Origin of the sequence: Sphingobacterium sp. UBA6320 (assembly GCF_002440335.1) — a bacterium.
Classification (GTDB): domain Bacteria; phylum Bacteroidota; class Bacteroidia; order Sphingobacteriales; family Sphingobacteriaceae; genus Sphingobacterium.
In genome coordinates, this window is sequence record NZ_DJTA01000020.1 from 171,629 (window position 1) to 197,088 (window position 25,460).

Sequence of the window (25,460 nt, forward strand, 5' to 3'; positions counted from 1 at the left end):
TATTCCATAAAATAAAATTTCAAAAATCATATATTTTACTATTTGTGGTTCGCAGCGTACGTTTGTACGATAGAGAATCCAGCTTCGTCGATTGAATAAGTTAATTTATCAATTTTTGCAGTCAAGATATTGTACATTACAATCGCAATTGTAGAAGTACCGATACCTGTTGCTGTATTGATTAAGGCCTCAGAGATACCATTTGCTAATTTAGCAGAGTCAGGAGTACCACCAGTTGCTAACGCACTGAAGGCCTTGATCATACCTGTTACTGTACCTAATAAACCTGTTAATGTACCGATAGAAACTAATGTAGCGATTACGTTTAAGTTTTTCTCTAACATTGGCATTTCTAATGCTGTAGTTTCTTCGATTTCTTTTTGAATTGCAATTGTAGCTTTTTCTGTATCTACTGCAGTATCAGCTGAAACTGCTTTGTATTTTACTAAACCAGCTTTGATTACGTTTGCAACAGAACCTTTTTGTTTGTCACACTCAGCAATAGCTGAATCTAAATTGCCACCGTTAATTAATACTTGTACTTTTCTTACGAAATTACCAACATTCCCTGTTCCAGAAGCTTTTCCAATTACGATGAAACGCTCGATAGAGAATACCCATACCATAAAGAATAAACCTAATAAAACTGGTACTACAGCACCTGCGTGATAAACCATTCCTAAATAGTTACCTGGTAAAGGTTGGTTTTCTGGATTATTATCAATAAAGTTTGAAGGACTACCCATCACAAATTTCCATAAAAGGTAACCGAGAATGAAACAAATGATAATTGCAGCTTGTGCAAAGAAAGAACCTGAATTATTGCTCTCTTGTTTTGCAGCAGGACTTGTTTTAGGTGCGTTTGCCATTTTTCTAATTTTTTAGTTTTTTACTGTTGTTAAATATAATATGTTTTTTTTAATTATATGCTTTTCTAAGTATTCGTTTTAAAATTTGTCAAGCAAATATAGTCTTTTATGCCATATTTAAAATCTTAAAGCGAAATAAATTAGAAATATAAAAGAGACTTTAATTTCCCTTTACAATTTCTTAATATTCAGTTATCACCTCAGCGGTTCCGACTAGAATTTATGTGCTTCGCATCGTTTATCAGGAGAAAGCAATAAATTTTTTACAATGAAAATCATTTTTTTTTTGATATGCAAGAAAACAAACGATTTAATTTCAAATTCAAGTAACCGCTCACTCACCACCTTCTAACCTATCAACCCTCTTTAAACAATGCTAAAACGATTATTAATAATTAATTTACAGATGGTTACAAGGAATATAGCCGCTTAAGTGCATTCTTTTTAGATCTAAATAATACCATATTACCCACCTACCAATTTCACTTTGTATCCTTCTGAAAGTAACAACTCTGAAATTTTCTGTTTAAAATCTCCTTGAATCACGATTTGAGCATCTTTGGCACTACCACCAACTCCGCACTTCTGTTTTAAAAATTTCGCCAACATCTCCAGATCTTCTTGCTTACCTCTAAATCCACTAACCAAAGTCACGACCTTACCTTTTCGCATTTTACGATCCAATTGAACTTTAAGCTGTTGTTGCTGATTAGGAAGTGTTTCTAGATCTTCTAATAATTCAGAAAATTGATATTCAAAACTGTTGTCTGTTGAATATACAACGCCTTCATACTGTTGTTTCTTATTTTTACTCATAACTTTATTTAACAAATAACTTTTAAAGCCTTCGAAATAATACCGATATTCAGGCAATTACCCAAGTCAACTGGCTCACCATCAATATGTACGACAGATTTATCTGCCGTCTCGATCATAATATTTTTACCTGGTATTATTTCTACATAATCTGACTGGTCAGCCGATTTATTGAATAAGTGAAACAACATTTTTGGTAAAATATACATTGGAAATTGATGGACAATACACACATCTAATATCCCATCATTAACTGATGCCTGCGGTGCGATGTAGGCATTATTACCATATTGAGGTGAATTAGCAACAGAAATCATAAAAGCTTTACGCTCGTATTCCTTACCATCAATGCTCAATCGATATTCACATGGCTTGTATTTACTTAGTACATTGATCGCTGATTTTAAATAGCCCAAAGGTCCTCGAATATTCTCATTAGCAAAATTTTCACTGACGGATGCATCAAAACCTAATCCAGCGATATTAAAGAATTTTCTATCGTTAATGGTACCACAATCCACTTCGACAAATTCAAATCTATTAATACGACGAATTGCAGCAGTTTCATTTAACGGTATACCCAAATATAATGCAAGACCATTGCCCGAACCCTCCGGCACAATACCCAACGGGATACCACTCTCCGCTAGCGCAGAACCCAATTCGTTAATGGTTCCATCTCCCCCTACTGCGATCACCGCATCATACTGTTCTTCAATAGCACGCAAACCGATTTCATACGCATGATTTGCATAAGAAGTCTCTTGAAATGTAGGATCAAACTTTTGTAAATCAAGCACATCTAACACCTGCTTCTTAAATGATGTCTTATGCTTACCTCCCGAAATCGGATTGATAACAAACAGTATCTGTTTACGTTCTCCCATAAATCAAATATACAGTTATTCGCTAATTTCTTAAAACAATGTCAAAATTCTTAATTAAGATCCATTTGATCCATCAATTTAAAACTATTATACAAGAAATCTTTAATCTTAACAGAAAGTATTGTAGTTTTGTGTCGACAATAAAAAAATGTGGATTGATTTGCGTAGTTTATTCTTAATGAGAATATAACAGGAGATTGCAACCACAGTAAAAAAGTGCTAAAACCATCATATAGCAAGGCTATTTAGTACTTTTCTATTGAAAACCTCTCCAACGCAAATCCTTATTATATAAATAAAAAAGGTAATATGGCTTACTTATTTACGTCCGAATCTGTTTCAGAAGGACATCCAGACAAAATTGCTGATCAAATTTCAGATGCGCTGATCGACAATTTTTTAGCTTGGGACGAAGATGCACGCGTTGCAATCGAAACTTTAGTAACAACTGGACAAGTTGTTCTTGCTGGGGAAGTGAAATCAAAAATATATTTAGACGTTCAAAAGATAACCCGTTCAGTAATCGAACGTATTGGTTATACGAAATCTGAATATATGTTTGAAGCAAATTCTTGTGGCGTACTATCAGCAATCCATGAACAGTCTGCCGATATCAATCAGGGTGTAGATCGTAAAGCAAAGCAAGATCAAGGAGCTGGTGACCAAGGGATTATGTTTGGATACGCTAGCAATGAAACAGACAACTATATGCCTCTCGCTTTGGATCTATCGCATCGATTACTGTATGAATTAGCCGTACTGCGTCGTGAAAATAAAGAAATTACCTATCTACGTCCAGATGCCAAGTCACAAGTAACCTTAGAATATACAGAAGATCACAAACCTGCTCGTATTGATACCATCGTAATCTCCACACAACACGATGACTTTTCGACAGAAGAAGAAATGCGTGACCAAATTACTGCTGACATTAAGAATATTTTAATACCAAGAGTCAAAGCTCAATTAAAACCGGAGTTGCAGAGTTTATTTAATGATGAAATCAAATTTCACATTAATCCAACAGGAAAATTTGTCATTGGTGGTCCCCATGGAGATACAGGTTTAACTGGTCGTAAAATTATTGTAGATACTTATGGAGGTAAAGGCGCACATGGGGGCGGAGCTTTCTCTGGTAAAGATCCTTCTAAAGTTGATCGCTCGGCAGCATATGCAACTCGTCATATTGCCAAAAATTTAGTTGCAGCAGGCATTGCAGATGAGATATTAGTTCAAATTTCATATGCTATTGGCGTAAAAGACCCTATGGGTATTTACGTAAATACCTATGGTACAGCCAAAGTGAATTTAAATGATAGTCAAATTGCATCAAAAATAACCGAGATCTTTGACATGACTCCTTACGGAATTGAAACTCGGTTAGGTTTAAGAAATCCGATATACTCTGAGACAGCTGCCTACGGTCACATGGGTAGAACTCCTAAAAAGGTTACCAAAGAATTTGAAAACTCAAATGGAGATAAAAAAGTAGTCGAAGTAGAGCTATTTACTTGGGAAAAATTAGATTATGTTGATCAAGTAAAGACGTCATTTGGTCTATAATTAAAAAATATATCATAAAAAAAGGAAGTCAAAATGACTTCCTTTTTTTATGATAGTTAAACCGATACCTTATTAAGTATATTATTCGGCAATGCTAGCTGCTGATGTTTGAACTTGACGATTTACCTTTTTCACTAATCCTTGCAATACATTACCAGGACCAACTTCTACAAAAGCCTCTGCACCATCATGGAGCATATTTTGAACAGTTTGCGTCCAACGCACAGCCCCTGTCAATTGTGCAATCAGGTTCTTCTTAATTGTTTCAGCATCTGTATAAGAGCTTGCATCTACATTTTGATAAATTGGACAAATAGGTGTTTTTATCTCAACAGCTTCAATAGCCGCCTGCAGCTCAACCTTAGCCGGCTCCATCAATGGCGAGTGAAAGGCACCACCAACGTTTAATTTCAATGCACGCTTCGCACCAGCTTCTGTCAATAAAGCACAAGCCTTATCCACTCCAGAAATTGATCCAGAAATCACCAATTGACCCGGACAATTATAATTTGCGGCCACAACCACATCATCTACTTTTGAACAAATCTCTTCCACAACAGCATCTTCAAGACCTAAAATCGCAGCCATAGTGGAAGGTTCAAGTTCACATGCCCGTTGCATCGCATTTGCGCGCTGAGAAACTAATTTCAAGCCATCTTCAAAAGACAGTGCACCTGCAGATACTAATGCAGAGAACTCTCCTAAAGAATGACCTGCCACCATATCGGGTTTAAATTGATCTCCTAAAGCTTTAGCTAAAATGACAGAATGCAAAAAAATAGCGGGCTGAGTTACATTTGTTTGTTTTAATTGATCATCAGTTCCTGTAAACATGATATCTGTAATGCGAAACCCCAAGATATCATTTGCTTTTTCAAATAAAGCTTTCGTTTCATCATTTAAGTTATACAAGTCTTGGCCCATTCCTACGAATTGAGCTCCTTGACCAGGAAATACATATGCTGTTTTCATATTTAAAATTATCTATTCTAATAAACAAACTTAGAGAAATTGTATTTTATATACAATGAAATTGAATTGAATATCAAATACAATAAAAACCACCCGGCCATTTAAAAATATTTAAACAAATGATTTACAAGCAATAACAAATCATCTTTTATCTTTAAATTCTTAAAAAAGCAACATCATAATACATGAAAAACTAATCTTCAGGTACAAAACTTAGCGATGTCATATTCGTAGGATCCAAAATATCTCTCGATATTTCCAGTAATTCTACAGCTGTGATTGTTTTTATCTTTTCAATGATAACATCCAATTCTATGATACGATTATAATCCATCACATTTTTTGCGGCCGCAATAATCATACTCATTCTATTTTCTTCAGATAGTGCGATTTGACCGATAAATTTACGTTTGGCTTTTTGGAGCTGTCCAGATGTCATCTCTCTGTCGCATAATTTATTGAGTTCTTTAAAAACTAATTTTTTAGCCTTTTCTATTTTCTCTTCATCCGTTCCAAGATATATACTAAATAGGCCTGAGTCAGAAAACATCGTATAGTTCGATTCAATAGTATAGGCGATACCATGTTTTTCACGAATAGAAAGATTCAATATCGAACTCATTCCCATTCCCCCTAACATATTATTAAGCAGTAATAAGCCTGTCTTACGATCATCACGGAAACTATAAGCATGAGCCCCCAACATATAATGTACCTGATTGATTGGTTTTGGAGACTCCACATGACTGACTAATACAGGAACCACGTCATTTCGTTCTCTTTGAATTTTATTTTCAGCAACGGGCGCAAATATTTTATTAGCCAATCGCTCCACCTGCTTTAGCGTATAATCTCCCGTAATCGAGATTACGATTTCGTTTGTGTCGTAATTGGATTGAATAAAATCATGAATATCATTTTTTGTAAGGGCTAACAATTGCTCTTCAAGTCCTAGTATATTGTGTCCCAAACCCGATTTCTCAAATAAAAGATCCTCAAAATCATCTACGATCGATTCTTCAGGACTATCCAAGTAAGAAGCCATTTCATCTACAATAACTGACTTCTCTTTCTCTAATTCCTCCTCTGGAAAAGTCGAATGAAAAAATATATCTTCAAACAAGTCCAATGCTCTATCCAAATAGGGTGTCAAAAAAGAAGCGTGCACACAGGTATATTCTTTAGTTGTATAGGCATTCAGATCTCCACCAACAGCTTCCAAGTGATTCAAAATTTGGTTCGTGCTTCTACGTTCAGTTCTTTTAAAAAGGAGGTGCTCAATAAAATGTGCAACACCAAATTTACCTTCTTTTTCATCTCTCGAGCCAGCATTGATCAACATGCAGGCATGTGTAATCGGTAAATTTTGTGGTTGAAAAACCACACGAATACCATTGGATAAGCGTATTATTTCGTATTCCATATATTAATTTGGAGATTCTATTTTAATTATTCTTAATGCTGTATCGCATTATATTTCTGGGGTGAAAATCAAACCCTTGACTTTCATACAGTTTTTGCGCAGGTAAATTATGAGACTCAACCTCTAATAATACCAGTTTACATCCTTGCTCTTGAACATAATCCTTGACAAACTCAACAGCTTTTCTCCCTACGCCTTTACCTCTAGCATCAGCATTGAGAAATAACTCGTCCAACAAAGCTACCCTTCCCTTAAATTCAAAGCTAAAGAAATAAACAACAATAATATAACCAAGCACTAAATCATTTTCTTTAATTAGCCAAGACTGACCCAAGTTTTGATCATCAAGAAAAGTTTTAAAATTTTCTCGACTTACAGCAGGATCCATATCATATCCATCAATGGCATAGAAATCTTGCATCATGGAAACAATGGTATCGATATTTTCAAATGTTAATTTTTCAAATGTGAGCATAGTGCATTTGTTTACAGGCAAAAATAACTAAATAAAAACAGCCCTATTCTATAACATTGGAAAAATGACGTGGATGGGATATAGCATCAAATAAAAAATGGTCCTGATATTGCTATCAGAACCATTTAATCCACTTATTTTTCGGTAGATAGGTGGCAAGATTACATGCGAGGCGGACGCATTCCACCAGGGCCTCCGCCATCTCCTGTTGGGGAACCCAACGCAAATTTTTGAAATTTATAGGTAAATAACAACATAAAATACCTTCCCAAACGATTGGTACGACTATCGATAACCATCGACTCACTTACAGTTCTAGAAATATTAGTCTGCTCATTTAACAGATCAAATGCTTGTAAACGTATCGTTCCACGTTGCCCTTTTAAAAACTTTTGTTCCACATAAGTATTGATAATAAACGGATTGGAATTAATCCCATCACCATAGCCCTGATTAAACTGTTTCGATAGATCGGCTCCAAAGATGGTGGTAGGCGTGATATTAACAGATCCGATTAAAGTAGGTGTCCAAGATGAAATATTTGTCGTTCTATTTGTTAAAGAGTTTTTAGTATGGTTATACTGATATCTAACGCCCGGATTGAGTTCAAAATTTTCGGAAGGATTATATCTGAACATTAAACCCTGATTAAACACAATATTGTTAGATATATTTTTCAATCCAATATTGTCCAAACTATCTGTTGAAGAATAGCCTATTCTTTTGTTGTAAGAAACACCCCCCATCAGCATGATATTGTAAGTCTTTTCTTTCAACGATTTGCCGTAATGATAAAAAGAACTGATGCCAAAAGGATGATCATCTGATTCGTTTAAATAACGTGTTTCTGAAATTAAAGTCGTATCAACCCCGCCAGTATTATTATTTTGTAAACGACCTAAATATGACTTATTAAGGCTCACAATTTTATTATTGGCCAAATTTGCATTTAAAAAAGCAAAGAAGTTATTTCCCTTCTGAAAATCATTTTTGCGAAACCTAATATTCAATTGATGATTAAATTCTGGACTTAGGTCTGCATTTCCCATCACAATGCTCGTGCGATTAGTACTCATATCAAAGGGTAATATTTGCGTAACAGATGGTTCTGTTGTTGAACCGCTATAATTTAAGGAAATATTTGATTGGCGTGAAAATTTGTATTCAAATCGTGCAATAGGCATCCAGTTTAAATTATTACGATGAATAGGTACCAATAGATCGGAACTCAATGCATTACCACGCAATTGGGAAGGTTGCGCAGCAGCACCAATGGAATAAGTTACCTTGTCACCATTATACAAGTAATTAGCTCCGACTTTATGCGTAGTGAAAGAATAATCATAATTATAATCAAAGTTTAACTTCGGATCATTAGCAATTGGATTTTCATCACGATCAAATCCCTGTTGCAGATTTGAATTATCGTATTTATTCTTATTGAAATCATATGTAAATTCTAATCTTCCTTTCTCAGATAAAGGTTCTGTATAATTCAACGAGCCACCAGCATTCCAACTTTTATTACTTGCTTCTTGAATTGTTTTCTCATAAATCGAATTTAAAGAAGCATTGGCATTATTTGGATCTTCTAACAAACGTTGTAATATGGCATTCTGATCTTTATCAGTTTTAGCATTATTATAATTCATATTCAAGAAGATATTTCGACCACGATCACTTAGCTTCCTATTATACAAGCCGCTAATACCATATCGAGGAGCCGTTGATTGTGTGAAAATATTTTGATCTTGTGAATTATTAAACTCTCCATTTCTAAAAGTAATAGAATTTGTCAACGAGCTTGCATCCCCCTCGTCAAATCCAAATTGAGGAGAGATCTTGATGTAATCCTTAGCTGAAGGTTTCCATTCTAGATTTGCTTCAAAACGATGACTCCCGCCAATCGTATTTGCATTTGATTTTATACTATCATCTTGAATTATTCCTCTCAAGGTATTTTCTTGGAATTGTTCAGACAAAGTGACATTATTACTATGACTATAACTATAGCTACCATATACAGTCAATTTATCAGAAAAGTCTTTTCTCGCATTCAGTCCAATTGATCCCAATTTTGTAAGACCATCAGATCCACCAAACATACCTCCTCCACGACGTCCTCCGCCACCTTGCTGACGACGAGCGCCACCACCAGTGGTGCTAAAATCAAATAATGGCGCGTTCGTGTTATTTAGATTACCTAAGACGGAAATCTGCTCTCCTTCCCTCATGCCCATCCACATACCGGTAGCTTGATAACGATCTTCCGTACCATATCCAGCACGTAAAGTGGCCATTTGACCTTTATTATATTTCGGATCAATTTGAATATTCAACACTTTCTCCGAATCACCATTTTTATTACCTGTTATATTCGCCATATCACCGTAATCATCGACAATTTGCATTTTTTCGATGATATTGGCAGGCAAGTTTTGAGTAGCCGTCTTCACATCTCCACCAAAAAAATCTTTCCCATTAATACGAACGCGCTTTACAGACTCACCTTGCGCAGTCACATTGCCATCTTTATCCACGTCGACTCCTTGCAATTTCTTTAAAGCATCTTCAGCAACAGAACCATCACGCAACTTTAAGTCTTTCATGGTATACTCTAAAGTATCCCCTTTGACAACAACAGTAGGGACACCATCAATAACAACCTCTTGCAACAACTCTGACGACTGTTGTAAAGTGAAACTTGGAATGATATATTTAGTTTCTCCCAAAGGAAAGGTAAATTCTTGTTCAAACCTTTGAAACCCCAAATTTGAAACCGATATTTTAAACTTATCTGCTTTTACATTATTAAAAATAAATATTCCAGCGATCGAAGAACTTGTAACCAGCGAATCCTGATCGGAAATCAACTTTACTGACGCTCCAGCGACAACACGGATCTTGTCATCTTTCAACATACCCTGCACAGTCTTCGTTTGCGCATGAACTCCCCAGCTCAATAGCATACTCCAAAATAATAGGAAAGTAACCCTCATCATATTCTTCTTTTTTGTGATCATCATATATACTTTAACAGCAAAAGCCAATTATTAAATCATAAAACACGTTTTTAAACTTACTTTCATAAAAGATTTTTATTTCTTCTTTTCCACTTAACTTTTAAAACGAGCTTTTCTCTCGAAACAATCTATATACAAATTGCTGCAAGGAAATATGCATTAAAATAATTATACAAATGACGAGAATAGTAGTGTTAATAAATGTAAATCCCGAATTTTAACACAATAGTTACAATAAAGCCTATGCGATACAGATCATAACAATTGCCATTAAATAATAGGGAGAGGCAGAATAGATCCTAATCAATGAGGGCAATATTTATGGGGTAAAACACACCCTTATTTTTCACATTACCCTCACAAAATCGAACTATAATAATTTTCAAGCAACAAAATCATAGGCCAAAATATAGGATACCGGACTAGGGCTATTTGATAATATATTGTATTTTTGTCTCTTAAAAAATACAAAAGATGCTATTATCGTACTTTCAAGATGAACTTATAGAAGCGGGTTGTGATGAAGCAGGGAGAGGCTGTCTAGCAGGACCCGTCTTTGCTGCCGCAGTGATTTTCCCCAAAGATTATCATCATGAGCTCTTAAATGATTCCAAGCAGCTGAGTGCAAAAAAAAGAATGCAATTGCGCAGTATTATTGAACAAGAAGCAATTGCATATGCAGTAGCAAGTGTATCTGCTGAAGAAATTGATCGGATCAATATTCACAATGCATCCTATGTCGCTATGCATCGCGCATTGGATCAATTAAAATTAAAAGCCGAGTATATCTTAGTTGACGGTAATAAGTTTATCCCTTATCAGCAAGTCCCACATAATTGTATTGTCAAAGGAGACGGCAAGTATTTATCTATTGCAGCGGCATCCATCCTAGCCAAAACCTATCGTGATGATTATATGGATCATATTGCACGGGATTATCCAGAATATGATTGGTTAAATAATAAGGGCTATCCTACAGTCAAACACAGAAGCGCAGTACTACTAAGAGGAATAACACCGCATCATAGAAAAACCTTTAGAATAACTGATCCGCAGCTCAAGCTATTCTAAAGGTTTGACACAAAATATATCGAAAGCAATAATCTATTAGGTTGTTGCTTTTTTCGTTTTATCGTTTTTTACAGAATAATAAACTGCAGCAACTAAACCTAAGCCTAAGATTATTGACGCAATTAAAGTTAACATACCTCCAAGCTTATGAGATTCAGGATCAAATATAAATTCTACTTTATGATTTCCACCTGGTAATTGTAAAGCTCTCAAAATATAATCGGCACGGATGATTGGAACTTCTTTACCATCAACGAAAGCTTTCCAGCCTTTCTCATAATATACTTCGGAGAATACAGCAAATGCTTCAGTAGGAGTAGAATACTCATACACCATTTTATCAGGATGATACGATGTCAATTTGATCGATGCATTTACAGGCACACCCAGACGTTGACCATTGAATTTATCTTTAAACTCTTCGCTAACGAAAGCTTCTTTGGAAGGATTGAAGCTGCTGATTGCTTGCATTTCCTGAGCATTGTCCTTAACGAAAGTTACCTGATCGACAAACCATGCATTACCAGCAGCAGAGCTTCTGCGTTGAATACGCTGGCCCTTTTGCTCATCACCAGTAATGACGTAACGAACATTAAACATATCCAATACGTCTTCATTGACTGCTCCATTAAATTGATTTTCCAAAATCTCCTGAAAACGCATCAATTTTGCCGCATGATAACCTCCCAAAGATTTATGATAATAAGACGCACGCGCATCTGAAAATGGATTGGTAGTTAGATCAATCACTCTATAAATCAAATCTTTATCCATACGGATCAATTGATCTACTTCTCGTTCCTGAAATGCTTGGCTTGTAACCAAACGTTTCTCCATAAAAGATTTATCGTTTAAAAAACGCTTATCAACGCTCCATAGATCAAAAAGAAAAATAACAGCTAGTCCAATGATTAATACATTTGCGGAAAGCTTTTTCTTAATATAAAACCAAATCGCTAAAAAAGTAATCAGAACTATAGCAAAAGAACGGTATGCATCGGCACTTGCTACTGCAGAACGATCTTTGATCAAGCTATTTGCCCATTGATTAGCAGCATTTTGATCACCAACTTGCTGAGTCAAACTCGCGATCAATTGCGCATGATCTTTATTTTTAAAGCTTAAAAATAAATCAGGAACAAAGGCCACAAGTAAACAAATCACGCCAACACCGATAAAAGTATATAATACTTTCTTATCCAATTTTTCAATTTTATCTGCCTTTGTGATCAGCTCATTCAATGTTAATACAGCCATTAGCGGAATCAAGATTGCTGCAATAACCAGAATCGATTCCACTGCCCTGAACTTATTGTACATCGGGAAGTAGTCAAAGAATAAGTCTGAAACTAAAGTAAAGTTCTTTCCAAAAGACAGCAATAAAATCAATACTGTTGTTGTCAAGATCCACCACTTTAATCTATTATTGACAATCACTAGACCCAAGATAAATAAAAACAATACCCCAGCACCAAAATACCATGGTCCAGATGTAAACGGTTTATCCCCCCAATATACAGGCATTCGACTAGCAATCTCGGCAGCCTGAACGTTGGTCATTCCCTGTGCCCCAAAAGTAGACATCAAAAATTTAGCGACATTTGATTTTTCATCCAAGACGCCACTTGATCCGCCTCCATAGGCATTCGGAATTAAAAATGTCAATGTCTCTCCAACACCTTGGCTCCATTCGTAAGCATATTGTTTATCCAACCCCTTTTCTTTCGAAACATCTACCTTAGTTATATTGGCATGACCACGCGTACTTAATTTACTATATTCATAGGTTGGAATTAAAATAGAAGCATTCACCATAACCGCAACAATCACTGCAGCCAATTGTAAACCTGAAGCTATAAAAAATTCTTTGACTTTTTTATCACGAATCGCATATACCAATGCAAAGATGACATACACCATCAATGCAATAAGCATATAATAGGTCATTTGTAAGTGGTTGACACGAATTTCAAGAGCCATAAATAAGGCTAATAACACAGGTCCCCATAATCGGCTTCCTCTAAAACACATGATCACAGCTCCAATAACGGGAGGAATAAAGGCGATAGCATAAGCTTTAGTGACGTGTCCCGCTTCGATATAAATAAAATTATAAGAAGTAAACGCAATAGCAATAGCACCCAATGCTGCCAGCCAAGGGCGAACACGTAAGACACTCAATAGGAAATAACCACCCAATAAATAAAATAAAACGATATCAATGGGTTGTGGAAAAACGGTTTTAACAGCCGCTAGAATATAAGTTCCTATATTATTTTCACTTGCTGACCAAATCTGATAGGTCGGCATACCTCCAAACATCGAATTTGTCCACAAAGGTGCTTTGCCATCCTGTGCTTTATAGTCGAACATTTCTTTCTGTGCACCTTGAGCTTGCACGACATCACTTTGTGCCAAGGTCTGACCCTGCCACACTGGAGTAAAATAAAAGAATACAAGCGCTACAAAAATCGCTATAACGATCAGATGTGCTGAATTTTCTTTAAACCAATTTTTCATCTATATTATTAGGTTATTAAAACTTACGAAAACCAAAAATATACATTTGATTTTACAATTTATATTATTTTCCAAACCCACTACTTATTTAATCTATTCACCTTTTTGAATAAGCTTATTAATATTGGACAATTCGCCAAAAAGAACCAATATATCGCCTTCTTCCAGCAAAGTTTCTGAAGTTGCTATTCCAGATGCCTCTTTCACCTCCTTCTTTTTGATATGATCTTTGGTCTCCGTTATCTTTAGCGTTGTCATAACGATAACCTTAAATAGATTAGTAAGATTAGCTTCGCGAAGGGTCATACCAATATATCTTGCTGGAACCTTAGTTTCAATAATACTATATTTATCCGATACCTTAAACGAATCCACGATATCAATATTATCCAAACGCATAGCCAGTCTTTCTGCAGCCTCTTCTTCTGGCATGATATACTCGCCGATTTCCATAGCCTCAAGTACCGTTTTCTGCAGATCAGATACAATTCGTCCAATAATCCGCTTTACTTTTAATTGCTTCATTAAAGCTACAGTCAATAAAGATGCACCTTCATCCTCACCTATTGCAACAATAACCGCATGACAATCTTTTAAGGGCAAAGAAGAAACAGCTTCTCGGTCTGTTGTATCTAAACAAACAGTATGTGTCACTTTATCCTTCAATTGTTCCACTATAATTAGACTCTTATCCGCTCCAATCACTTCATGTCCCAATTCGGTCAAATGTACAGCAAGTGATCGGCCGAAATGCCCAAGTCCCAAAACAATATATTTCATATCAATCTGATTAATAGAGTATCTTTTCCTCAGGAAAAGTATAATTCCTCCGTGTTATATTCTTAATAAAAGCAACTAATAAAGTCAAAGTGCCCACCCGACCAACAAACATGGTCACCATCACAATAAATTTCCCTGCAACACTTAAAGATGGCGTAATTCCCAAACTAAGTCCGCAAGTCGTATACGCTGATACCGATTCAAACAATAATGCTTTAAAACTCTTATCCGGATCCGAAAACACCAAGAGCATAAAACTAATACCTATTGTAAATAAGGATAATAAAATAATGGCAAAGGCCTTATGAACCGATTCACTCGCTATACGCCTTTTAAAAAGCTCAATATGCTCCTTTCCTCTAGCTAAGGCTATGATATTCATAATGGATACAGCTATGGTCGTTACTTTCACACCTCCACCTGTAGAACCTGGTGAGGCTCCAACCCACATCAGCAGAATGATGAGTAAAACTGTCGGCATGGATATAAACGATAAATCAACACTATTATATCCCGCAGAACGAGAAGCATTTGCCATAAAAAATGAAGTCACCCATTCTCCAACCTGCCCATGTTCCAACGAAAGTGTTTTATTTCTTTCTAATAAAAAGAAGAATACCGTTGCAACGACAATAATAATAGCATTACACAGTAGAACTAACTTAGAATTGAAACTAAAATTCCAGGCCTTGTGCTTATAATTTCTCTTTGTAATAAGACGATGGTACCAATACACGGTAGAATCCTTAACATAAGAATATATATTCAATACAATTCCAAAGCCCAATCCTCCAAGTATAAATAAAACAGATAAAGCCAACTGGAAATTATAATTGTATTTATAGCCATCGTTTGTTATTCCGTTTGTTAATATGGAAAATCCAGCATTACAAAAAGAAGATATAGAATGAAAAATAGCAAAAAAAACTTGATTTCCTAGAGATGGAAAAAGAGTTGCGTCTAATGTGCTAAAAATTAATAATGCACCAAGAAGCTCAAATAATAAGGTTATAAAAATAATAGTTAATAGTGTTTTGACAACGGAACCCACTTTATTTTCACCAAGGATTTCCCCAAACATCAATTGATTCTTAAAAGAAAATCCACCAGAAAAAAAATAACCAAAAAATCCCGTGAACGTCATGATGCCCAATCCACCAATCTGTATTAAAACGAGGATAATAGTTTGTCCAAAAAGAGAAAAGTTAGTCGAAATATCAGTTACCGATAATCCAGTAATACACACCGCACTTGTCGCCATAAATAAGGCATCTATAAAACTTAGAGGAGCTTGCAATGTTGTCCTAGGCAGCATCAATAAAACCGTACCTATTAAAATCAATGCGAAAAAACTGATCACAAATAAAATCGTAGGATTAAAATAGAAATTATCAAAAAATAAAGTACTCTTAGATAATTCTGTAATAAACACAAGATATATTCCTAAATAAATCCACTGATCTTTTCCAAATAAATCCACAGCGGGAATACTTGCAAATCGTGCAATGATAATCACGGTGAAATAAGTCAATATGACTAAACCCGAATAATGTTCTACTTCAATTTTCTTTAATGCAAAAATAGACGACGCTGTACGAAGCCCCGTCATGATAAATAAAGCGTAGAACATCACATGAATGATACGATCTAGGAGATCTGCTAATTCAGGATCTCGCACGTATCCTACATTAAAAATAACAGCAAAAGCACAGATCATGCTGACATACAACATAATCTGATCCACAACGCCGTTTTTATATTTAAAGACGAACTTTAAAAAACTCAATATTGACCCCATCTGTCACAAACATACTCATAACTTAGGAAAAAGAGCAGCGATCAAATTACAGTGATATTTCACGTGAAACTCATTTGCAATCAATTTGATTTTGTTCTATTTCTCTTTTTTATCTTCGCTGTCTTTATCTTTTTTGAAAAGCTTTGAGACAAAGCTCTTTGTTTTACCAACAACAGTATTTGCCTTTTCAAGCGTATGCTGCGCTCGATCAGCAGAACGCATTAATTTCGCTTCTCTTTGTTTACTCAATCCAACACACTGTTTGATACCATCCAATAAACTTTGCCACAAAGTCTTGAAAAAAGTATGCTCAGGGTGTCTATGCCAATTTACTTTTCCAATAATATATTCTCCCGAAAGGTTGGGATTACTTCCATTTACAAGAAGCTCATTAACCAATAAAGAAACCAGACCTTTCTTTTTATGTGTACCATCTTCTTTCTTTTCTAAAATAGCAATTTTCAGATCATCATAATCAAAGTTAAATTTCCCCCAATTTCTGTGATCAGTTGCTTCCATATCAAACGCTATTTTTTTGATATTACCAGAAGTAATTTCGACATTCAGTAGCGGGCGTAAAATTTGGTTAAATGCAGGAGCTTTCATCGCTCCAACAGTGCCTTTATAAGTATGAAAACCTGTTTTAGATGTCATATCAAATCCAAATAAAACATGCAACCTCCCGCTATTCATCACTTTTGTAATCACATCGACGCGCATCCATTTATTTTTGATCAAACTGGCTGCATCATTTGTCATATTACTAATCGTTGCATAGCTGTTATCAAATGTGATCTTCCCGACTTGATTATATTTTTCACTCAGCTCTGAATAACTTATATCAGCATTCTGAACTAATACTGTATCTATTGCCATATGCGTCTTCATATGTAATAAAGCCTGATGAGGAGATCTTCCAATTTTATTCAACGGAGTGGATTTATAATGCTTATCCGAGTAAATATCCAATCGACCATTTTTTAATTGTGCCTTTGCCGCATATATTTTCTTATTGCGGATCAAATCGTTAAAATCGAAAGATTCGAAACGCACTGTGTCAAACTTCATCACAATATAACTCCCCCCCTTTCCTTTTGCTTTATAAAAGTCAGCTTTATTCAAAAGTGGTTGATAGGCGACCTTTGTCAATAAGATATTGCGTTCTTTTGTATTGATCTTTAACTTATCAAAGTTTATTTTATAAAAGCCATCCGATGTTTTATAAGTAAAACCAGGAACTTCTATATCAACCATTTTCGTGTGGTAAAATCGACTCACATCTAATATTGATGTAGAGTCTACCAATACATCTTGGATCTTTATATTGACTTTTTTTAATTCAAAATCTTGATAGATATTTTTTTGGAGTTGAGAATATTTAAAATTAACCCCATTCAATGCTATTCCAGATATTTGAATTCTTTTTAAGGTATTTTTAATTTTATCATATAACGGTTTTTTGACTTCGGTAGATGCAGTATCATTGTATGAGTGATATTCATTGATCATATGGATAATTGGCGTATCCAATACAACATTTTTGAGATAAAGCTCCTTATTCATGAGCATATCTTTAATCGAGAAATTTCGAAATTTTAATTTACTCACTTCGATTTGAAAGCGATTATCCGGCGCTTTTTTAACACTCTCTAATTGTCTATACACATTACTATCTGCCCTAAGCACAAGATTACTAACCGTAACATTTCCTAAAGCCAGATTAATATCTAAATCATCATAATCAACAGTATACAAGCTATCTGTTGAAGCGACCACAAGTTCTTTAAATTTTTGGTCCAATAGAGGCTTCCAGTGTACACTAAAATACCAAACGACACCGCCAAGCATTATTAACAGCGTCACAACGATGCCGATAACCCATTTCCAAACTGTCTTCATTAAAATGCTCTCCTTATCTTAGTGTAAATTATTTGGTTATTTTAAACTTAAACAAAACAACTTATTGATACTTTTGTTTGATTTTCAATAAAATCATATTCATAACGATTCATTCATGAAGAAAAAATCCATGGCATTTCCCAAAATAAAAATATTCTTATGCGCTGCATTTAGCATAATATTACTCATTTCCTGTCAAAAAAAAGAGCATTCTGTAGGATTTTATTACTGGAAAACAATTTATAAACCTGACACCATATCTCAAAAAATAGTCCAAGAGTTGAAATCCGATGCCCTGTTCGTACGTGTTATGGATATTGATTTTACAGATAATGGAATTGAACCCACACCCATATCACCTATTTCTTTTGAACAAACTGTGGATCAAAATCAGGAGCTTATTCCAGTAGTATTTATTAACCAAAGAATATTTACAGAGCTCGATAGTCTAGAGATAAGAGGACTTGCCCATAAAATGATACCTTTTATAGCTGCAAAAGTAAAGCAAGGAGGAAAAGACGCGTTCAAGGAACTCCAAATAGACTGTGATTGGACAAAAAGTTCAAGAGATAAATTTTTTTATTTACTCGAATTCTTACAAACAATTCCAGAACTAAATGAAGTGACAGTAACATCAACTTTGCGACTCCACCAAGTGAAAAATATTCAAACAAATGGTGTCCCTCCTGTTAAAAAAGCAACACTTATGTGCTATAATATGGGCAACTTGAGACAATTTGGTGATCATAACTCCATTTTAAATCAGCAGGATTTAACAACCTATTTAAGTGGTACATTAAAAAACTATCCGTTACAATTAGACATCGCTTTACCACTTTTTGATTGGTATGTCGCGTTCCGTGATCAACAGTACATCGGAATATCCAAGTATATTGACCAATCAGATTTTCAGGATAATGGCCTTTTTACAAGAAATCCAAAAACTGAATTATATATTCTAAACCAAGATCTACAAAAAGCCAATCTTAAAAAAGGAGATGTGATCCGTCATGAATTTGTTACTAAAGAGCAATTGATAGCGACAGCAAAATTTTTAAAGAAAGAACTTCAAGGAAAAGAGAACAGAATTATATTTTATCATTTAGCACCAGAAGTAATATCCAATTATAGTTATGCAGATTTACAAGAAGTCATTGCTGCTTTTTAGCACAACACTTTCCCTATATTTCAGTGAGATTGCGATTAATATCGCTTGCGGTCCTGAGATGGATCCATACGACAATCAACAAACCTATTTTCTCCCCAATTTGGAGGACAATAGCTATTCAGCCTTTCAATTTATCCCTTATCAATTTCTCTATACCGAACAAGAACCTATTTCTGAAGCGATGGTCAACGTGGCAGACTGGATTGATCACCTTGGCAGCCAGGTCAAAAGTGAGGATGTGTACGCTCTTATGTATCAATACAACGCAGAAACAATACAGATTTTTAAAAAAAATGATGCCTTAAAAAATCTACCTGATTCGCTACAAAATAACACCTTTGTTCAGAGCTTACTACTTCCAAAAAATAAGTCGGAATGGGATTATTTCATCTTTACAAAAGATCAAGAACCTATTACTAATATAGCTCAGGATCCATGGAGTCCAGATGAACGTAATTTTGATAAAATAAATCAATTTGCAGTAGAAGCTGAAAGTAAAATTTCTAACGACAAAGACAATCACTTCATCGCACTGCGCTATGCATATCAGGCTGCAAGGTTATTTCTTTTTGCAAAAGAATATGAAAAAAGTATGATGGTTTATGAGAAATACATAGCACGCTCAAAGTCAAAATCTCCTATCCTAGGATGGGCTCTATCAAATTATGCCGGCGCTACCAGAAAAAATGGCGATCCAGCAAAAGCAGCTTTCTTATTTTCTAAAGTTTTTACACAATCACCCGAAAGAAGAATATTAGCTTATAACAACTTCCATTATATTCAGACTACAGACTCCGAAATATTAGCACATGCAAAAACTAAAGCCGACAAGTTCAATATCAATGCAATTATTGGTTTTAATAACAGCAATATCAACTTAACATATCTTAAAAACTGTTATCAACTAGACCCAGCAAATACGATTAATGCTGTACTCCTAACGCGCGAAGTCAATAAAATTGAAAACTATTTCATCAAACCCAATACACTAGGTCGCAGTAGCACAAATGGGTATAATGATGGACAAACACAAGATATTCAAAAACACCTCCAAGATGTTAGAGCACTTGCTAACTCACTCTATAAAGATAAAAAATATGTTCAACCACAATTAGGATTAATCACAGCAGCTTATTTAAGCTGGCTTAATGCAGAAAATGATTTAGCAAAGAACTACATCAAAAAGGTAGACATTAAATCTCTGAATGAAAATCTTAAAGATCAATTACGAATAACAGATATGTTAACCCAACTGAAAGACTGGGAAGCGAATAAAACATTAAATGAAAATCAGTTGATCTCAACCTTAAAGTGGCTACAAGAAAAGGCACGTAAAGAAAATAAATCTGAAAATCCAAGTTATTGGAATGCATTTGAAAATAGCTCTTACAGCCTCATTGCTAAAAATATCATACAAAATATCGTTGTCAATCAATATCTGATTAAAGGAGATACTGCTCTAGCAAGCCTGGCTGCAGTAAAAGGTGATACTTTTTATCACTATGGTCATGTGAATGATACACTTGAAAATAATATGCAATATAGCACTATCCAGTTTTGGCAAGACAATTTAACTCCACAAATATTGTTAAGAATTCAGGAATATATTTTAACGCCTGATAAACCATCAAAAATGGTTCAATTTTTACTAGAAGATATCAAAAAAATAAATAAGAATTATTTAACCGAATTGATCGGTACCGCCTATTTGAGAGAATTAGATTTTAAGAATGCTGTAAAAACATTAAAAAGACTACCTGGTACATATAAATCCAAAGAATATAGCAATTGGTATACAGACCAGACAATAGCTCCAGATCCATTTATTACGACGATCAATGACTATCCAAAAAGAATTGGAACTTCTGGTATGACTAAACTCGAGTACGCAGCACGTATGTTAAAGTTCCAGTCTTTAATAAATGAAGAAAAAAATAATAGTAAAAAAGCAGATTATTATTTTCATTTAGCAAATGGCATTTACCAAACAAGTACTTACGGCAATGCATGGTCTCTCGTATCTTACCAGTGGTCATCGTATGACAATAATGCCAGACCAAGTCAATATTGGGAACGAAACTACACACAAACTAAAACTGCCAAAGAATGGTACTTAAAAGCCCGAGAGTTGGGTTCAACTCCCGAATTCAAAGCGAAGTGTACATTTATGTTAGCAAAATGTGAGCAAAAAGAATTTGAATTAAAAGATGATATGCGATGGACCTATTACGAAAGTAGTCATGACAATCCATTTTATCAATTTGCAATCCAAAACAAATACTTTCATCAACTAAAAAATCAATATCAAAAGACTGTTTTTTATCAAACAGCAATCCGAGAATGTACTTATTTACAAGATTTTATTTCAAAAAATTAATATTACATCCGATTATTCTCGTTATGATAGATACTGAGATAGCTATCATAACGGGATGATTCGATCTCACCAGCTTCAACCGCCTCCATAACCACACATCCCGGTTCGTTGACATGTCTACAATTGTCAAATCGGCATTGATTCATCAGATCACGCATTTCAGGAAAAAAGTGAGATAACTCTTGCTTTTCAATGTCTACAATACCCAATTCGCGAATACCTGGCGTATCAATAAGTTTTCCACCAAATGGGAGATCATACATTTCAGCAAATGTTGTCGTATGCTTCCCTTTATCAGACCAATCCGAAATGTCTCCTGTCTTAACAGCATATTCAGGCACAATCGCATTAATTAAAGTTGATTTACCTACACCAGAATGTCCTGAAATTAGTGTCGTCTTATCTTTCAGAAGGTCTTTTAACTGATCTATATTCATCCCATTCAGTGCCGACACTTCATAACATGGATAGCCAATATGTTCATAGATACTTTTATAATCTTGTAAAATAGCTAATCCGTCTTCACTAAATAAATCCAATTTATTAAAAATCAAAACTGCAGGAATGCTATATGCTTCTGTGGTAACCAAAAAACGATCGATAAAACCAAGTGATGTAGGCGGGGATGCTAATGTTACAACCAAAAAAGCTTGATCTAAATTAGCACCAATGATCTGTGTTTGCTTTGATAAGTTGACAGATTTACGAATGATATAATTACGTCTAGGTTCTAATTCATTAATGACAGCACTTTCAAGATCAGGCTCCACTTCAAAATGCACCCAATCACCAACAGCGACAGGATTGGTGCTTTTAATCCCTTTTGTACGAAATTTTCCTTTTATACGACAGTCATAACGTTGCTCATCTTCACCCAATACCTGATACCAACTACCCGTAGATTTTGTTACTAGTCCTCTCATAAAAGTTTCTTTTGTGCATATATCATCCAACAAAAATCGGAAAAATTTATTAAACTTAAGGTTTATCGTTTTTATTACCTTTGTAAGAGACACCTTAAAATTAGAATTCGTGAAAAAACTATTTCTTCTAGATGGAATGGCCCTTATTTATAGAGCCTATTTTGCATTAAGCAAAACACCTCGTATTACCTCAAATGGCTTAAATACAGGTGCAATAATGGGATTTACAAACACATTATTGGAAATATTAAAAAATCAAAAACCATCACATTTAGCCGTAGTTTTTGATACCGAAGCACCAACAGCTAGGCATATTGAGTTTGAAGCATATAAGGCCCATCGTGAGAAAATGCCAGAAGATCTTTCGGCATCCATACCCTATATTTTCAAATTGATCACAGGTTTCAATATTCCCATCATTACGAAAGATGGTTACGAAGCAGATGATATCATCGGAACCCTAGCGAAAAAAGCCGAAAAAAATGGCTTTACAGTATATTGCATGACTCCAGATAAAGATTTTGGTCAACTCGTTTCAGAAAATATTTTTATATACAAGCCAGCTCGTATGGGGAATGGCGCTGAAATACAAGGTGTAAAAGAAATTCTTGAAAAATGGGAAGTATCTGATGTCAATCAAGTCATTGATATTTTAGGACTCTGGGGAGATGCTGTTGATAATATACCAGGAATACCTGGAATTGGTGAAAAAACAGCCAAAAAATTGATTCAGGAATTTGGTTCAATAGAGAATATTATTGCCAATGCAGACAAATTAAAAGGCAAACAACGTGAAAACGTCGAAAATTATGCTGAGCAGGGCTTAATTTCAAAAAAATTGGCCACGATATTATTGGATGTTCCAGTAGAACTCGAAGAAGAAAAATTATTAATAGAAGAACCCAATAAAGATATACTTGAGCCCCTATTCATCGAATTGGAATTTAGAACACTTGGGAAACGGGTATTTGGAGAGATGGCCAATAGTACAGAAAGTTCAAAGACTACAACTGGACAAATGGACTTATTTTCCTTACCACAAGATGTTCAAATGATCGAAGAAGAGAACTACGCAGGCCCTGTGAACAACCTGGAAAATACGCCACACGAATATATTTTAGTCAACACAAAAGAGAAACAAGAAGCGCTAGCAGCACAATTATCGACACGAACAAGCTTTTGCTTTGATACAGAATCTACAGGCTTAGATGCCAACCTTGCTGATATTGTAGGGTTATCATTCTCTTTTGAAAAGGGAAAAGCCTATTATATACCCACACCAGCAGATAGACAACAGGCACAAGAAGTGATCAATATTTTCAAACCCATATTGGAAAATGATCAAATTGAAAAAATTGGTCAAAATATAAAATACGATATTTTATTATTAGCTCGATACCAAATTGCTGTCAAAGGTCCTATTTTTGATACCATGCTTGCCCATTATTTAATCGATCCAGATACAAGGCATGGCATGGATGTATTGGCAGAGAACTACCTAAACTACAAACCACTATCCATCACAGAGTTGATAGGAAGCAAAGGTAAAAAACAAGGAAACATGAGAGATGTTGAACTTGATTTAATTAAAGAATATGCTTCCGAAGATGCTGATATTACCCTACAACTTAAAGAAATCTTTAAACCACTCTTAGAGGAAACAAATACACTAAGCCTTGCCAATGAGGTCGAGTTCCCATTGGTGTACGTTTTAGCAGAAATAGAAAGAAATGGTGTCCGCATCGATATTGGCGCTTTGCAACAATTCTCAAAAAATCTGGAAACAGACATTAGATTATTAGAACAAACCATTTACGAAAAAGCAGGAGTAAATTTTAATATTGCGTCACCTAAACAGTTGGGTGAAGTTCTTTTTGATAAATTAAAATTAGATCCTAAGGCAAAAAAGACAAAAACGGGGCAATACAAAACAGGAGAAGATGTTTTATTAGCATTAGCTTATAAATCAGATATTGTCCAAGATATATTGAGTTTTAGACAGCTACAGAAATTAAAATCGACTTACGTAGATACGCTTCCAGAATTGATCAATCCCGATACAGGACTCATCCACACTTCATACAATCAAGCTGTAGCAGCTACTGGTCGTTTAAGTTCAACAAATCCCAATTTACAAAATATACCGATTCGAACAGAGCGCGGTCGCGAAGTAAGAAAAGCATTCATCCCTCGTCATGAAAACAATGTCATATTATCTGCCGATTATTCTCAGATCGAGTTACGCCTTATTGCCGAATTGAGTAAAGATCCCAATATGATGGAAGCATTTACTTCTGGGCATGACATTCACCGTGCGACAGCTGCCCGAGTTTATGGGCTCGAGCTAGAAGAAGTAACATCAGATCAGCGTAGAAATGCAAAAGCAGTAAATTTTGGTATAATCTACGGACAGTCGGCATTTGGTCTATCGCAGAGTCTTGCTATTCCACGCAAAGAAGCCGCAGAAATTATTGATCAATATTTTATTCAATATGCAGGGATCAAAAAATACATGAGTGAAGTTTTAGAGTTTGCAAAAGAAAACGGTTATGTCGAAACAATCCTCAAAAGAAGACGTTATCTAAGAGATATCAATTCAGCAAATATGACCGTAAGGGGGTTTGCAGAGCGAAATGCCATTAATGCTCCTATTCAAGGTTCGGCGGCAGATTTGATCAAAATTGCCATGCTCGGTATTCAAAAAGAAATTGAAGAGCAAGGACTATTAGGTAAAATGATTATGCAGGTGCATGATGAGCTTGTTTTTGATGTCCCTGAAAATGAAGTATCCATTTTTAAAGAGATCATCCAAACAAAAATGACTGGCGCCATAAAAACAGAGATCCCACTAGTCGTAGAAATAGGACAAGGTAAAAATTGGTTAGAAGCACATTAA

Annotated in this window: 17 protein-coding genes; 5 read left to right on the forward strand and 12 right to left on the reverse strand. The window is 35.1% G+C overall.

The genetic code is table 11. The annotated features are described in order from the left end of the window. Positions 1–38: 38 nt before the first annotated feature. The 3 genes from B3P23_RS13050 to B3P23_RS13060 all read right to left on the reverse strand — a co-directional run bounded on the left by B3P23_RS13050 (position 39) and on the right by B3P23_RS13060 (position 2,572). Entirely contained in the window at positions 39–869 is an 831-nt protein-coding gene (locus tag B3P23_RS13050) for a MotA/TolQ/ExbB proton channel family protein (protein ID WP_094771701.1), read from the reverse strand. 465 nt (positions 870–1,334) lie between these two features. Then, the gene (locus B3P23_RS13055; protein ID WP_045754005.1) at positions 1,335–1,685 is read right to left on the reverse strand and encodes a translation initiation factor; all 351 of its coding nucleotides are present in this window, start codon (positions 1,683–1,685) and stop codon (positions 1,335–1,337) included. Positions 1,686–1,693: 8 nt separating this feature from the next. Next, positions 1,694–2,572, reverse strand: a complete 879-nt coding sequence (locus tag B3P23_RS13060) for a diacylglycerol/lipid kinase family protein (RefSeq protein WP_045754006.1) — start codon at positions 2,570–2,572, stop codon at positions 1,694–1,696. 309 nt (positions 2,573–2,881) lie between these two features. Here B3P23_RS13060 and metK point away from each other — a divergent pair, with 309 nt between their 5' ends. Then, the gene (metK, locus tag B3P23_RS13065; protein WP_045754007.1) at positions 2,882–4,135 is read left to right on the forward strand and encodes a methionine adenosyltransferase; all 1,254 of its coding nucleotides are present in this window, start codon (positions 2,882–2,884) and stop codon (positions 4,133–4,135) included. An 81-nt stretch (positions 4,136–4,216) separates the two neighbouring features. On the opposite strand, the gene fabD is transcribed toward metK, so the two are convergent. From fabD to B3P23_RS13085, 4 genes are all read right to left on the reverse strand, one after another. Beyond that, positions 4,217–5,107: an ACP S-malonyltransferase gene (fabD, locus tag B3P23_RS13070; RefSeq protein WP_094771702.1), complete on the reverse strand. Its 891-nt coding sequence runs from the start codon at positions 5,105–5,107 to the stop codon at positions 4,217–4,219. 193 nt (positions 5,108–5,300) lie between these two features. Beyond that, on the reverse strand, positions 5,301–6,530 hold the full coding sequence (locus B3P23_RS13075; RefSeq protein ID WP_045754009.1) for a M16 family metallopeptidase: 1,230 nt from the start codon (positions 6,528–6,530) through the stop codon (positions 5,301–5,303). A 22-nt stretch (positions 6,531–6,552) separates the two neighbouring features. Beyond that, positions 6,553–7,005, reverse strand: a complete 453-nt coding sequence (locus B3P23_RS13080) for a GNAT family N-acetyltransferase (RefSeq protein ID WP_045754010.1) — start codon at positions 7,003–7,005, stop codon at positions 6,553–6,555. Between the two features lie 161 nt (positions 7,006–7,166). Next, positions 7,167–10,031, reverse strand: coding sequence for an outer membrane beta-barrel protein (locus B3P23_RS13085; RefSeq protein ID WP_293926696.1), 2,865 nt, complete (start codon positions 10,029–10,031; stop codon positions 7,167–7,169). A gap of 471 nt (positions 10,032–10,502) precedes the next feature. On the opposite strand from B3P23_RS13085, the gene B3P23_RS13090 reads away from it, so the two are divergent. Beyond that, positions 10,503–11,099 (forward strand): ribonuclease HII, encoded by a 597-nt coding sequence (locus B3P23_RS13090; RefSeq protein WP_293926699.1) that lies wholly within the window; start codon positions 10,503–10,505, stop codon positions 11,097–11,099. 36 nt (positions 11,100–11,135) lie between these two features. Here B3P23_RS13090 and B3P23_RS13095 read toward each other — a convergent pair whose 3' ends face one another. The 4 genes from B3P23_RS13095 to B3P23_RS13110 all read right to left on the reverse strand — a co-directional run bounded on the left by B3P23_RS13095 (position 11,136) and on the right by B3P23_RS13110 (position 18,096). Next, entirely contained in the window at positions 11,136–13,619 is a 2,484-nt protein-coding gene (locus B3P23_RS13095) for a YfhO family protein (protein WP_293926702.1), read from the reverse strand. A 93-nt stretch (positions 13,620–13,712) separates the two neighbouring features. Next, the gene (locus B3P23_RS13100) at positions 13,713–14,399 is read right to left on the reverse strand and encodes a potassium channel family protein (RefSeq protein WP_045754014.1); all 687 of its coding nucleotides are present in this window, start codon (positions 14,397–14,399) and stop codon (positions 13,713–13,715) included. A 10-nt stretch (positions 14,400–14,409) separates the two neighbouring features. Continuing rightward, on the reverse strand, positions 14,410–16,143 hold the full coding sequence (locus B3P23_RS13105) for a TrkH family potassium uptake protein (RefSeq protein ID WP_248755168.1): 1,734 nt from the start codon (positions 16,141–16,143) through the stop codon (positions 14,410–14,412). A 150-nt stretch (positions 16,144–16,293) separates the two neighbouring features. Next, entirely contained in the window at positions 16,294–18,096 is a 1,803-nt protein-coding gene (locus B3P23_RS13110) for a hypothetical protein (RefSeq protein WP_248755167.1), read from the reverse strand. 115 nt (positions 18,097–18,211) lie between these two features. Here B3P23_RS13110 and B3P23_RS13115 point away from each other — a divergent pair, with 115 nt between their 5' ends. Both B3P23_RS13115 and B3P23_RS13120 read left to right on the forward strand, forming a co-directional pair. Beyond that, on the forward strand, positions 18,212–19,264 hold the full coding sequence (locus tag B3P23_RS13115) for a hypothetical protein (RefSeq protein ID WP_293926710.1): 1,053 nt from the start codon (positions 18,212–18,214) through the stop codon (positions 19,262–19,264). Further along, complete coding sequence (locus B3P23_RS13120) at positions 19,230–21,641, forward strand: hypothetical protein (RefSeq protein ID WP_293926713.1); 2,412 nt, start codon at positions 19,230–19,232, stop codon at positions 21,639–21,641. Before B3P23_RS13115 ends, B3P23_RS13120 begins: the two co-directional genes overlap by 35 nt. A gap of 2 nt (positions 21,642–21,643) precedes the next feature. On the opposite strand, the gene rsgA is transcribed toward B3P23_RS13120, so the two are convergent. Continuing rightward, the gene (gene rsgA / locus B3P23_RS13125) at positions 21,644–22,564 is read right to left on the reverse strand and encodes a ribosome small subunit-dependent GTPase A (protein ID WP_045754017.1); all 921 of its coding nucleotides are present in this window, start codon (positions 22,562–22,564) and stop codon (positions 21,644–21,646) included. Between the two features lie 109 nt (positions 22,565–22,673). Here rsgA and polA point away from each other — a divergent pair, with 109 nt between their 5' ends. Beyond that, the gene (gene polA, locus B3P23_RS13130) at positions 22,674–25,460 is read left to right on the forward strand and encodes a DNA polymerase I (protein ID WP_293926717.1); all 2,787 of its coding nucleotides are present in this window, start codon (positions 22,674–22,676) and stop codon (positions 25,458–25,460) included.